This window comes from Streptomyces sp. NRRL WC-3742 (genome assembly GCF_000720635.1).
Classification (GTDB): domain Bacteria; phylum Actinomycetota; class Actinomycetes; order Streptomycetales; family Streptomycetaceae; genus Kitasatospora.
The window spans coordinates 1-12494 of the sequence record NZ_JOCF01000120.1 but is presented as its reverse complement, the minus strand read 5'-3'; the positions used below and the strand labels follow the sequence as shown (position 1 = coordinate 12494).

Genomic DNA, 12494 nt, shown 5'->3' with positions numbered 1-12494 from the left:
GGGACGGAGCGGTCGCCCGGGGGCACGGGAGTGAAGAGGACCGTGGCGTCGGGGCCGAGGCGGTCGAGGTGGGCGGAGGCGTTGCGGGCGCCGGTGGGGGTGGCGGGTTCGCAGATGAGGACCTGGTCGGCGAGGGCGGCGAGGTGGGGTGCGGCGGTGGCGTCGGTGAGGACGACGGGGGAGAGGCCCCCGGCTTCGGCGAGGGAGTGGGGGTAGTCGCCGTCGGCGGGGAGGGTGCGCAGCAGGAGCCGCCCGGTGCGTACTTCGCCTTCGCCGGGCCCGGTCGGGTCGAGGACGATGACGGGGTCGGCGCGGTGTTCGGCGAGGAGCGTGCCGAGGAGCGTGGCGACCCCGGCGCCGCCGGAGCCGACCACGGCGATCCGGTGGCAGACGCGCAGCGGCGTGCGGATGCGCTCGACCAGGTGACGCCGCCTCGCTTCCCGGCCCTGGGGGAGGAGGGGCCGCCGACGCGGGGAGGCCGTGGCGGGAGGTGGCGGCGGAGGAGCCCAGGTCACGGCGACCGGCGGCGCGGCGAGGGCCCGGGGCCGTTCCGCGGGCGGGATCAGTACGGTGCCCAGCGGGTCGAGCGGTGTGCGCGGTACGAGCGGGACGGGTTCGGGCCACACCGCCGGGGTGTAGTCGCCCATCGCCTGACCTCCCGGATCGGTGCCGCCCGTGTGCCGCCCCTGCATCCGCTTCCACGTCCCCGGGCCCGCCGGGGGTTCAGCGGCGGGTTCAGCTGAACCGGCCCGCCGACAGGGCCCGTTGAGCGGGTCGGGGCGCAGGGAGCGTCCCTCAGGAAAATCCCCTGCCGCGACGGCGGCCACTCGCTACCGTCTGCCACGGACCAGGAACCGGCAGCAGTCCCGAGGACGGGGCGGGGGAGGCACGAGAACGATGGACGCGGAGGAGCCGCGGGCGCGCGAGTGGGTGACGGAGCTGGTACGGGAGCAGGCTCCGCCGAGGCCGGGGCGGCCCGCGCTGGCGGTGCCCCGCCAGTCGGCCGCGCAGGTGATCGACGTGGCCCGCCGCCTGGCGGTCGCGGCGGTGCCGCGGGTGCGGCGCCGGCCCGATCCGGTGCCGGAGCTGCTGCGGGTGGCGCGGGCGCTGGTGGTGGACGAGCACCCCTCGGCGCCGGGGTGGTCGGCGGCGGAGCGCGCGGAGTTGGCCGATTGGGTGGCGCTGCTGATCGAGCACCGGGGTGAGGACGGTGTTCAGCACCTGGTCAGCGCGCTCAACGCCGCCGCAAACGTTCGGACGGACGGACGTTAGCGAAGCGTTGGTGGCGCATTTGCGACGCCCGGCAGGCTGCTGCACAGCCGAGCCGGACGGGAACGACCGGCGGGCTCCCCGTACAGCGCCCGCGCCCGTCGCGGTGCCCCTGCCCGACCTGAGAGGTAGCGCGTGTCGTCGAAGCCGTCCGTCGCCCCGTCCACGCCCGTCGCGACCAGCACCGCCGCCAGGGTCCCGGCCCAGCGCACCGCCGGCACCGCCGGTACCGCCGGCACCGAGCCGCTCCCCGTCCAGCCGCGCCCCACCCTCGACCAGGACACGCTCGCCGAGATCTACCGCCTCCACGGCGGCTACCTCCTGCGCTCGCTGCTGCGCGCCACCGGCGGCGACCGGGGCAAGGCCGAGGACATCCTCCAGGAGACGCTGCTGCGCGCCTGGCAGCACCCCGAGGCGCTGGCCGCCGGTGCGGAGCAGAGCCGCCCGTGGCTGTTCACCGTCGCCCGCCGGATCGCCATCGACCACTACCGGATGGCCGCCGCCCGCGCGAAGGAGGTCATCGGCGAGCCGCTGGAGGACCGCCCGCTCGCCGAGGACCCGTACGAGCAGGTGGTGGTGGCCCGGGACATCGCCCTGGCCCTGCGCCGGGTGCAGAAGCACCACCGCGAGGTGCTGGTCGAGCTGCACCTCAAGGACAGCTCGGTGCAGGAGGCGTCCTCGCGGCTGGGCGTGCCGCCGGGCACGGTCAAGTCCCGCAACTTCTACGCGATCCGGGCGCTGCGCCCGGTGCTGGCCGCCGAACACGGCTACGCCCCGACCGGGACCGCCGCGGCCGTCTGACCGCCACGGTCGTCCGACCGCAGGGCCCGAGAAGCAGGAAAGCCCCCGCCCGGGCAGTGGGCGGGGGCTTCGTGGCGCGGGAGGGGCTCAGATCCGGGTGTCCTCGACGACCGGGAGTTCCTCGCCCTGGCCCGCCGCCGGCGTGAACGCCGTCCGCGGCGAGACCCCGTTGGACGGCTTGGCGGCCGCCGGCTTGGCGCCGCAGAACGCCGGCTCCAGCGCGCCCATCAGGCCCTGCGTCACCGAGCCGTTGTTGGAGGCGTTGGCGAAGACGACCACCGTCCGGTGCCCGTCCCGGGTGGTGAAGGACTGCGTCTGGAAGCCCTGGACGATGCCGCCGTGCCCGTACACGTCCCCGCAGGAGAGCGAGATGCGGCGCAGCCCCAGCCCGTAGGAGATCTTGGCGCTGGGCGTCGGCAGGGCGGCCGTCATCTGCTGGAGCGAGGCGTCGGAGACGAGCCCGCCCGCGCTGCCGGCGACGAGGGCGGTGAGGAAGCGGTCGAGGTCCTCGGCGGAGGAGATGACGCCGCCGGCGGCCCAGAGCCAGGAGGCGGTCTGCTCGGTGGAGTCGAGCAGCGGCTTGCTGCGGTCGTCGTTGGTGAGGTAGCCGGTGACGTGCGGGCCCTCGATCCGCTGGTCCGGCACGACGAAGGAGGTGCGGGTGAGCCCGAGCGGCTCGATGATCCGCTCGTTGAGCACGTCCGCGTACGGGCGGCCGGTGAGGTGCTCGACGGCGAGGCCCATCAGCACGAAGTCGGTGTTGGAGTACGAGTAGCGGCTGCCGGGCGTGTACTGCTGGCCGTGCCGCACGGACATCGCGACGAGGTCGGTCGGGCTGTACACCTTGGTGCGGATGCGGGCCTCGAAGGCGGCGGTGGTCTCCTCGCCCGCCTGCTCCAGCAGGTCGTTGGTGTGGTCGTAGATCCCGGCGCGGTGTTCCATGACCTGGCGGCCGGTCATCGTCCAGCTGTCGGGCAGGGTGCCTGCGGGCAGGTACTCGCGCAGCGGGCGGTCGAGGTCGATGCGGCCCTGCTCCGCCAGTTGCATCACGAGAACGGCGGCGAACATCTTGCTGTTGCTGCCGACCCGGAACCTCCACGAGGAGTTCATGGGGGTGCCGTCGAGGTCGGCCTTGCCGACGGTGAGCGAGCGGAGGTTCTCGTCGTCGCCGTGGTCGGTGATGACGGCGAACGCGCCGGGGGCGCCTGCGGCGGTCGTGGTGCGCAGGGCGGCGAGCACGCCGGCGGTGTCGGGTACGGGGGCGCCGTTGCCGTCCTGGTCGGCCGCGACGGCGTGAGCGGCTCCGGTCGCGGTCAGGACGGCGGCTGCGGCGGCCACGGCCAGGGGGCGCAGAAGACGGGTCTTCGCCATGTTCCTCAGTTCTCTCCTTCGGCTGACGCGGTGTGGTCCACGTCGATCGAAGATCCACTATCCGCTGCCCGGGCGGACGGTGGCAATCTGAACCGCGTTGCCCCGACAGGCCGTTGTCCAGCGTGATCTGAGGCGGTTTCACTCCTTTCGCACCGCCGCGACCGCGCGGCGCGAGGCCGTTCCGGAGGCCGCACCGCCCGTTTCCCGGCCCGGCGGCAAGGCTTAACCCGCTGTCATCTGCCCGTGGCGGCCGGTCACCGCCATGCTGTTCGTCGCCCGGTGCGGCCTGCGCAACAGCCCGCTCCGGGGCTTCCCCGTCCCCGTTCCCCCGACAGTGGAGCCCGAATGCCCCTCGCCTCCCTCGCGCGCCGTGCCGGCGCGGTGCTGCTCGCCGCCACCGGCCTGATAGCCGTCGGCACCCCCGCGAACGCCGCCGGAACGTTCACCGCGTACGTGTTCCCGGACCAGTCCCACAGCGTGGTCTACAGCCTGATCAACTCGGCGACGAAGTCCGTCGACGTCACCATGTACGAGCTGCGCGACACCACCGCCGTCAACGCGCTGATCGCCCGCCAGCGGGCCGGCGTCCCGGTCCGGGTGATCCTGGACGGCGCCCACACCTCGGTGAACGGCTCCGCCTACTCGGCCCTCAAGGCGGCCGGCGTCGGGGTGACGTACTCCTCGACGGCGTTCGTCTACACCCACCAGAAGTCCGTCACGGTGGACGGCGCCAAGTCCCTGATCATGACCGGGAACCTGGACACCACCTACTACGCCAACGACCGCGACTACGGCGTCCTGGACACGGACCTCAACGACGTCGCCGCGATCGAGCGGGTCTTCGCCGCCGACTACGCCAAGACCTCGATCACCCCCACCGACGGCGACAACCTGGTCTGGTCGCCCACCGACTCCCAGTCCCGCCTGCTCGCCCTGATCAACGGCGCGCAGACCTCCCTGGACGTGGAGCAGCTGGAGTTCGGCGACCCGGCCCTGGTGGACGCCGTCGCGGCCGCCGCGAACCGGGGCGTCACCGTGCGCGTGGTCGGCATGGACCAGAGCTCCTACTACTCGAACTTCGACCAGGTCGTCGCCGCCGGCGGCAAGGTCGTCACGTACTCCACCACCACGGGCCTGTACATCCACGCCAAGGCCATCGTCGCCGACTACGGGACGGCCTCGGCCAAGGTGTTCGCCGGCTCGGAGAACTTCTCCGACAACTCCCTGAACCACAACCGCGAGCTCGGCCTGATCGTCAACGACGCGGGCGTGCTCAGCGCGATCGAGAACACCGTCGCCAACGACTTCGCCAACGGCACGCCGTACTAGGACTGTTGGCGACCCCACCCGCCCGTTCTCGCCCGAGAGGTTCGTCATGACTTCCTCTGCCAAGCCCGCCAAGGCCGCCGAGCCCGCCACGGCTACCGGCCGCAGCCGCCGCACCGCGACCGCGATCGGCTCCGCCGTCGCCCTGGTCGCCTCCTCCGTCGGCCTGTGGGCCGCGAGCGGCACCAGCGCCCAGGCCGTCGGCCTGCCCACGCCGGACCACATCGTGGTCGTGGTGATGGAGAACCACGCCTACACCCAGGTCATCGGCAGCAGCAGCGCGCCGTACATCAACCAGACCCTGGTGGCCGGCGGTGCCAACCTCACCCAGTCGTTCGGCATCACCCACCCGAGCGAGCCGAACTACTACGCGCTGTTCTCGGGCTCCACCCAGGGCCGCACCGACGACAGCTGCGTCGTGGTCGGCGGCTTCACGGCGCCGAACCTGGCCAGCGAGGTCCTCGCCGCCGGCAAGACCTGGGCCAGCTACAACGAGTCCCTGCCCAGCCAGGGCAGCACCGTCTGCAGCAGCGGCAACTACGCGCAGAAGCACAACCCGTGGTTCGGCTTCGGCAACGTCCCGCTCAACTCGGCGATGACGTTCGCGCAGTTCCCGACGAACTACTCCACGCTGCCGAAGGTCTCCTTCGTGGTGCCGAACCTGTGCAGCGACATGCACGACTGCTCGGTCTCCACCGGCGACACCTGGATCAAGAACAACCTGGGCGCGTACGCGACCTGGGCGAAGAACAACAACAGCCTGCTCGTCATGACCTTCGACGAGGACAACAAGCTGTCGGGCAACCGCATCCCGACCGTCGTCTACGGCGCCCACGTGATCCCGGGCAGCACGACGGCCACCACGTACAACCACTACAACGTGCTGCGCACCCTGGAGGACCTCTCCGGTGCGGCCGGCCACGCCGGCAACGCGGGCACGGCGGCGGACATCACGGGCATCTGGAACTGACGGCCCCTTCCCGGGTGGTCGGGCCGGTGGCCCCCGCCACCGGCCCTCCCGGTCCCGAGGCCGGGTCACGGGGCCGGGTCGAGGCCAGGTCGCAGGGCCAGGTCACAGGGCCGGGCTCGACCCGCGCCGCGCCCGCCTGGTAAGGATGGGCGGGTGCGATTCGAACGTGTGCCGATGCCGCAGGCCCTGGAGGCCCGCCCCCGCGACGACCGGGGCTACCCGGTGCCGGCCATCACCCCCTGGCAGGACGGGCAGCCGCAGTTCGCGCTGACCGACCACGACCGCAGCGCCGACTGCGCGCTGAAGCGTCTGTGTTCGGTCTGCGGCGGCTTCATGCCGCGCGGCCCGGTGTGGCGGGTGGTGGGCGCCGAGGAGAGCGCGGCCATCGCCGCCGCGCTCTCCTCGGGCCTCCCGTACCGCAACTTCGCGCCCACCCTGGAGGGCCCCGGCCACCGGGCCTGCATGCTGTACGCCGCGATGGTGTGCCCCTACCTGGCGCGCCCCAACGCCCGCCGCCGCACCAGCGCCGAGGACGCGGCGGACGAGGTGACCGGCGCCGCCGTGCGCGGTGCGGCGCGCGGCGCGGGCGGGGCGGTGGTCGGGTTCGGCGACTACGAGTACGCCGTCACCGGGACCCGGGTCCTGTTCCGCTTCCTCGACCTGGTGGAGTTCCTGCCGCACGACTCGGCGGACGAGCAACTGCCGCTGCTGCGGGCCGAGTTGTCGGCTGCGGATGTTACAGACGTTACGGGCGGTAGGACGGCAGCCCCTTGATCGTGGAGACCTGCGTCGGCGCGGCGGAGCCGTCCGAGGGCAGGGTGACGATGCCGTCCGGCGTGCGGGCCGCGATGGTCCTGCCGTCCGGGGACCACACCGGCTCGGTGTAGTCGGTGGTGGCGGAGGGGGTGAGGTCCTTCTCGCTCTTCGGGCCGTCCAGCGGGGAGCGGCTGAAGAGGTGGTCGTGGCCGTTGACCGAGCGGACGAAGACGAGGTGCTCGCCGTCCGTGGAGAGCGCGGGCTGCGAACCCTTGCCCATGGAGTGGGTGTTGGGGCGGATGTAGGTGTCGTAGATGAACACCTCGCCCGCCGGGGTGTTGGCGTACGCGATCTCGCCGCGCTGGCCGCCCGCGTTGGCCCAGGTGTTGCCCGCCTGCGGGGGCTGCGGGATGTTCTCGTTGCCGCCCTCGGAGTTGTGCGGGGTGAGGACCTCGGGGGTGCCGCCGACGGACTTGACGGGGATCGTCTCCAGGCGCAGCGTGCCGCCCTTGTCGGAGGCGAAGACGAGGTTCCTGAACCGCTCGGTGGCGTTCGCGGAGGTGTCGCCGCCGGTGTCCTTGGTGGCGCGCTGCCAGGTGGGGTGGGACCAGGTCTCGCCGGCGGGGTGCTTGGCGACGACGACCTTGCCGCCGCCGTCCGGGTTGGCGGTCATCAGGTCGCCGTCGCCGTTGATGAACACGGCCTTCTTGCCGTCGGGGGACCAGGCCAGGTCGCGTACGGCGGTGCCGAAGTCGACGGTGGTGCCGTTGAGCGCCACGGTCGGGGTGCCGGTGCTGATGGTCAGGTGGTTGGCGGCGGTGGTGCCGTTGATCTCCTTGCCGCCGGGGGCGGGGGAGCCGGTCTTGCCGCCCGGGCCCGCGCTGCCGGTGGCGACGGGCGCGCCGGAGGTCGGGGCGGCCACGGGATCGCTGGTGTCCGGGCCGCAGGCGGTGAGCAGGACGGCGCTGACGGTGGTCGTCAGGGCGATGGCGGCTGCGGAGCCGAATCTGTTGCGCACGGACATTTTCCAGGTCCCCCTCGGGTGTGGTTCGCGTTCGAGGAAGATCATCGCAGAGCCAGGTCAGCGCCCGGTGAGGGTCGCGTCACAGACGTGGAACAAGGTCCGGCGCGGAACAGAGTCCGCGCGACGGTCCGTCACGCCGGGGGCGGGGTGCGGACCCCCGGCGCCCCACGGGGAATCGGGCGGGGTCCGGTGTGGCCAGGCCGGGTCAGGAGATGGTGTACGAGCTGCCGAAGGCCGTCACGGAGAGCGGGCCGTCGAGGTCGTAGTTGCCGGTGGCGGCGATCCGGCGCAGGCACTCGACCCGGTCGACGGACTTGCGCCACTCCTCGGCGGTCGAGGAGTTGGCCGGGTTGGTGAGGTCGTCCACGCGGACGTCGAAGAAGGCGTCCAGCCACGCCTTCTCACCGGCCCCGGCCGGGGAGCCGACCTTGGCGGTGGTGCGCGCGACCAGCGCGGGCAGGGCGTCGTACTCGCCGCCGTTGCCGTGCTGGATGGAGGCGTCGTACAGCTCGGCGCGGGCGAGCGCGGTGGTGAGGCCGAGCCGGTCGGCCTGGTCCATGGCGGGGGAGAAGTAGCGCTGGTCGACCTGGTCGTCCTGGATCTGGCGGAACGCCGGGTCCTGGGCCGCCTGTTGCCAGGCGCCGATGTACTCGTCCTCGGGCAGGCCACCGGTGTCGCCGCTGCCGGAGGCGGCCAGGCGCTCCAGCTCGGGGATGAAGCGGGCGAGCGGGTTGCCGGGGGAGACGGCGGTGTAGGCGCGGACCACCTTGAGGGCGTCGCCGTCGTTGGTGGTGAAGCCGGCGCGGCCGGCGGTGACGCCGCGTCCGTCGTGGATGTTCTCGGCGTAGGCGTACTGGATCTCGGTGGTGCTGTTCTCGAAGACGCTGATCAGCTGGTCGGCCCGGCGGCGCTGGTCGGGACTCAGACCTCCGGCCCGGACGGAAGGTCGGGCGTCGGCCTGCGCGGCGGCGGTGGCGGTGGTGGTGGCGGTGGCGCGCGGGGTGGCGGCGGGCACGGCCTCGGCCGTGGTGCAGGTCCAGGTGAAGGCGGTGGTGAGGGCGGTGGTGAGGGCGGTGGTGAGGGCGAGGGCCGCAACGGCGGTGGCGGTGCGGTGGGTTCGGGTGACGCGCATGGGGGCTCCGAATCCGTCTCTTGTTAGGAAACTTTCCTAACTCGCGGCATTGAAGCACCGATGGCCGGGGCCGTCGAGACGTCGCGCACGGCCGGCTTGGGTGACTTGTCTGATTCATCAGAGGATCGTGAGGATTGTGTGCCGCTCGGAGCGGTTGTTTATCGGCCGTTGATCGCCTGCGCCTACGGTCGCTCCCATGAGCGAGACAGCGGCCGAGGGGCCGGCGCCCGAGGGGCGGATGACGGAGCAGGACGTCGAGCGGTTCCGGGAGTTGCTGGCCCGGCTGGACAAGTCACTGACGGCCGACCGCGAGGCGGCCCGCCGGGAAGGCTGAGCGGGGACGGCGAAGGCCCGGGGTGCGCTGATCGCACCCCGGGCCTTGTGTCGTCCGAAAGTTGACGGACCGTCAGGCAGGCAGTCAGTCAGTTGCAGCCGTCGCAGCAGCACCCGTCGCAGCAGTCGCACCCGTCACAGCACTGGCAGCAGTCGCCGCAGCCGCTGCAGCCGTCACAACCGTCGCAGCAGTCGCAGCAGTCGTGCCGCTCGCAGAACCCCTTCCGGGGCTCGCGGGTGAACGGGTCGTTGTGATCGCAGCACAGCAGCTGGCACGAGCAGGCCATCAGGGCCCACACCGCGCAGCCGGCGAGCAGGTTGCGCGGCGGCGGAGGCTTCTGGCCGGGCGGGGTGAACCCGGGGCCCATCGGCACCCACGGCGGCGGAGGCTGGTTCGGGTCATACCCGGGCGGCGCCTGGTTCGGCGGCGGACCGTACGGGCTCGCGCCGATCGGCGCTGCGGCGCCCGTACCCGCGACGCCCGTGCCCGAGTCCGCGACGCCCGTACCCGTGCCCGTACCAGCGCCCGTACGCGTGCGGCAGGTCGCACCGTGCCCCGGGGCACCGAAGACCCGCTCCACGGCGCGCTCCGTCTCGTGCGCCAGCAGCACGTGCACCAGCTGCTTGTCGGTCAGCTCGACCTCGCGCAGCGCGAGCCGGATGCCGTGGACGGCGTCCCGGCAGAGTCGTTCGGCCTCGGCGCGGTCGGTGCCCGTCGCGGTGAGCGGGTTCCACGCGCCGCTCGCGGCGTCCTCGGCCTGGTCCTCGGCGGCGTCCAGCAGGTGGGCGAGGCGGCCGAAGAGCCGTCCGGCCTCGGCGAGGGGAGCCGCGTTGCCGGGGCGGCCGGCGATGACCGCGGTGTGCTCGAAGGCGGCGGCCGTGGCGGTCTCGGTGGGCTCGGTGACCAGCAGCACGGAGTTGCCGGGCAGCAGCGAGCGCTCCAACGCGCCCTGCCGGGAGGCGGCTTCGAGCAGCACCCCGGTGTCGAAGCCGACGACGGACGCGCTGCCCGCGCTGCGCCGGTCCCAGCGCCGGGTGACGGCCCGGGCCCCGGCGGCGACCGGGCGGCGGGCGAAGACGCCGTCCCGGTCCTCGACGTGGTCGCGGATCTTCACGGAGGCGAGGGTGAGTGAGACGGCGGCGGCGAGCCTGGCCCCCTCGCCCTTGGCGACGGAGGCTGTCCGCATGCCGCGCAGCGGGCAGGGCCCGGCGGTGCGGCGCCAGGAGGAGTCGTCGCGGGCGGCCTGCGCCTCGACCAGGACGGAGATGATCAGACCGTCGTAGTTGGTCGCCGTGCGGGCGAGCTGGCCGTGGTCGTCGCGCAGAGCGAGGCAGAGGCCGCACAGGTGCGCCATCCAGGAGGCTTGGAGCCGTTCGGACAGGCGGTGTTTGCACGGTCTGATGATGCCGAACACGGAACTCCCCCTCGCCTTGTGGACCGCTGACCGGCCACGATGTCCGGGACATCATATGATCGACGGCGCTCGTGGTCAGGGGCTTGGCCAGGGGCCGGTCAGGGCCCGGTCAGGCGTTCGCGAAGTTGCCGCCTCCGTCACCCTCACGCCTCGCCGGTCGCACCCTCCCCGATCACGGGCAACTCCACCGCCACCGCCCGCAGCGCCTCCTCCACCCGCTCCACCGCCGGTCCGCCCGTGTGCGGCAGCCGGGCCACCGAAAGCCGCCGGTGCTCCTGCGGCCCGCCGCGCACCGGCAGGACGCGCACCCCCTCCGGCACGGCCGGGGCCAGCAGGGCCGGCACGGTCGTCAACCCGAAGCCCGCGGCCACCAGGTGCAGCTTGGCCAGCCAGTCCCGGACGGACAGCACGATCTCCGGCCGCTCGTCCAGCCCCGGCCACACCCCCATCAGCCGGTCCTCGCCCACCGAAGGCGCCGCGATCCAGCGTTGCCCCCGCAGGTCCGCCACGTCGACGAAGTCGGCCCGGGCGAGCGGATGCCCGGCCGGCACCGCCAGGCACAGCTGCCGCTCACTCAGCGTGCGCATCCGCAGCGGGGGCGACTCGTCGTCCAGCGGCCGGTACGGCGGCACCGAGGCGAGCAGCGCGAGGTCCAGACTGCCCGCCCGCAGCGCCCGCACCAGCGTCGGGGTGGTGCCCTCGCGCCCGACCACGTGCAGGTCCGGGTCGGTGCGCCGCAGCCGGGTGAGCACCCGCGGCAGCAGGACGGCGCCCGCCACCGGCACCCAGCCCAGCCTCACCGTCCCCGGCTGGCCCGGCAGTTGGGACAGCTCCCGGGCCGTCGCCTCGATCTCGCCGAGCACCGCCGTGGCCCGCCGCAGCACGATCCGCCCGGCGGCGGTGAGCCGGACGCCGTCACGCCGCCGCTCCAGCAGTTCGGCGCCCGCCGCCCGCTCGATCGAGGCGATCTGCCGGGAGACGGCCGACTGGGTGTAGCCGAGCGTGACCGCGGCCGAGGTGAACGTCCCCTGCTCGGCGACGGTGCGGAAGACCCGCAGCGCGGTGAGTGACACATCCGTAAAGTCCATGACGTTTGCTCATACTACCTGTGCGCAGCTTTCGTTGGACGCATACGGCGGAGGCTCCTAGCGTTGTGGGCATGGACATCGAACGCACCGCAGGTACCACCGGCACCGCCCGTACGGCGCTCGTCACCGGCGCCAACCAGGGCCTCGGCCTCGCCCTGGTGGAGGGCCTCGCCGCCCGCTTCGACCCCCAGGACCTCGTCCTGCTCACCGGCCGCGACGAGGGCCGCGTCGCCCGCGCCGCCGCCGAGGTCGCCGCCCTGCCCGGCACCCGCGCCCGGGTCGAGGGCCGCGTCCTGGACGTGACCGACACCGACGCCATCGCCGCCCTCGCCGAGGAACTGCGCCGACGGCGCGGCGGCGTCCACACGGTGATCTCCAACGCCATCGCGCGCATCCTGCCCACCGAGTCGCAGGCCCCGCGCGTCGACGAGTTCATCGACGTCTCCAACACCGCCACCCACGCCGTGCTGCGCTCCTTCCTCCCCGTACTGAACCCCGGCGGCCGGATGCTCGTCGTCGCCAGCACCCTGGGCACCCTCGGCCACCTCGACCCCCGGCTTCACCCGCTCTTCGACGGCGCGACCCTCGACCAGGTCGAGTACGCCGTCGAGTCCTGGCGCCGCGCCCACCACAACGGCACGATGCGGGACCTGGGTTGGCCGCTCTGGGTGAACGTCCCGTCCAAGGTGGCGCAGGTCGCCGCCGTACGGGCCGTCGCCGCCGAGCGCCGCGAGCGCGACCTCGCCGAGGGCACCCTCCTCGCCTCGATCTGCCCCGGCATGGTCGACACCGCGACCTCCCGTCCCTGGTTCACCGACTTCAGCCACGCCCAGACGCCCGCCAAGGCGGCGGAGGCGGTCCTCGACCTCGTCCTCGCCGAGGGCGCGGACCCGGAGCTGTACGGGCAACTCGTCCGCTTCGGCCAGGCCCTGGACTGGTACAGCGGCGCGCCGCTGACCGACCAGGACGGTCTGCTCATCCCCTGACCCCAGACCCCAGACCCCAGACC

The 12494-nt window shown here is 73.2% G+C and carries 12 protein-coding genes and 1 pseudogene; 7 read left to right on the top strand and 6 right to left on the bottom strand.

From position 1 onward, the window contains the following. Window positions 1–647 (bottom strand): annotated as a pseudogene (locus tag IH61_RS46590) (hypothetical protein); the annotation flags it as partial. Window positions 648–897: 250 nt separating this feature from the next. On the opposite strand from IH61_RS46590, the gene IH61_RS0138660 reads away from it, so the two are divergent. Then, a complete protein-coding gene (locus IH61_RS0138660) occupies window positions 898–1272 on the top strand; it encodes a hypothetical protein (protein ID WP_031078868.1) in 375 nt (124 codons plus the stop codon). 132 nt (window positions 1273–1404) lie between these two features. Then, entirely contained in the window at window positions 1405–2070 is a 666-nt protein-coding gene (locus tag IH61_RS0138655) for a sigma-70 family RNA polymerase sigma factor (protein WP_078911724.1), read from the top strand. A gap of 87 nt (window positions 2071–2157) precedes the next feature. Here the strand turns inward: IH61_RS0138655 and IH61_RS0138650 are convergent, their stop codons facing one another. Next, a complete protein-coding gene (locus tag IH61_RS0138650; RefSeq protein ID WP_051838732.1) occupies window positions 2158–3441 on the bottom strand; it encodes a serine hydrolase domain-containing protein in 1284 nt (427 codons plus the stop codon). A gap of 345 nt (window positions 3442–3786) precedes the next feature. On the opposite strand from IH61_RS0138650, the gene IH61_RS0138645 reads away from it, so the two are divergent. The 3 genes from IH61_RS0138645 to IH61_RS0138635 all read left to right on the top strand — a co-directional run bounded on the left by IH61_RS0138645 (window position 3787) and on the right by IH61_RS0138635 (window position 6511). Next, window positions 3787–4770: a phospholipase D-like domain-containing protein gene (locus IH61_RS0138645; protein WP_051838731.1), complete on the top strand. Its 984-nt coding sequence runs from the start codon at window positions 3787–3789 to the stop codon at window positions 4768–4770. A 46-nt stretch (window positions 4771–4816) separates the two neighbouring features. Continuing rightward, a complete protein-coding gene (locus IH61_RS0138640; RefSeq protein ID WP_051838730.1) occupies window positions 4817–5737 on the top strand; it encodes an alkaline phosphatase family protein in 921 nt (306 codons plus the stop codon). A gap of 153 nt (window positions 5738–5890) precedes the next feature. Then, on the top strand, window positions 5891–6511 hold the full coding sequence (locus IH61_RS0138635) for a hypothetical protein (protein ID WP_234327522.1): 621 nt from the start codon (window positions 5891–5893) through the stop codon (window positions 6509–6511). On the opposite strand, the gene IH61_RS0138630 is transcribed toward IH61_RS0138635, so the two are convergent. Beyond that, window positions 6483–7511 carry a hypothetical protein gene (locus IH61_RS0138630; RefSeq protein ID WP_420714073.1) on the bottom strand — a complete coding sequence of 343 codons (1029 nt, stop codon included), beginning with the start codon at window positions 7509–7511 and terminating at the stop codon, window positions 6483–6485. The genes IH61_RS0138635 and IH61_RS0138630 overlap by 29 nt on opposite strands. A 211-nt stretch (window positions 7512–7722) precedes the next feature. Then, window positions 7723–8649, bottom strand: a complete 927-nt coding sequence (locus tag IH61_RS0138625) for a chitosanase (RefSeq protein WP_051838728.1) — start codon at window positions 8647–8649, stop codon at window positions 7723–7725. 196 nt (window positions 8650–8845) lie between these two features. Between IH61_RS0138625 and IH61_RS47545 the strand changes: the two genes are divergently transcribed. Then, a complete protein-coding gene (locus tag IH61_RS47545; protein ID WP_158845841.1) occupies window positions 8846–8983 on the top strand; it encodes a hypothetical protein in 138 nt (45 codons plus the stop codon). A gap of 88 nt (window positions 8984–9071) precedes the next feature. Here the strand turns inward: IH61_RS47545 and IH61_RS0138615 are convergent, their stop codons facing one another. Together IH61_RS0138615 and IH61_RS0138610 are read right to left on the bottom strand one after the other, a co-directional pair. Then, complete coding sequence (locus tag IH61_RS0138615; RefSeq protein ID WP_031078854.1) at window positions 9072–10397, bottom strand: DUF5685 family protein; 1326 nt, start codon at window positions 10395–10397, stop codon at window positions 9072–9074. Between the two features lie 143 nt (window positions 10398–10540). Continuing rightward, window positions 10541–11485, bottom strand: coding sequence for a LysR family transcriptional regulator (locus IH61_RS0138610; protein ID WP_037973986.1), 945 nt, complete (start codon window positions 11483–11485; stop codon window positions 10541–10543). Between the two features lie 71 nt (window positions 11486–11556). Between IH61_RS0138610 and IH61_RS0138605 the strand changes: the two genes are divergently transcribed. After that, a complete protein-coding gene (locus tag IH61_RS0138605) occupies window positions 11557–12471 on the top strand; it encodes an SDR family NAD(P)-dependent oxidoreductase (protein ID WP_051838727.1) in 915 nt (304 codons plus the stop codon). Window positions 12472–12494 lie beyond the last annotated feature (23 nt).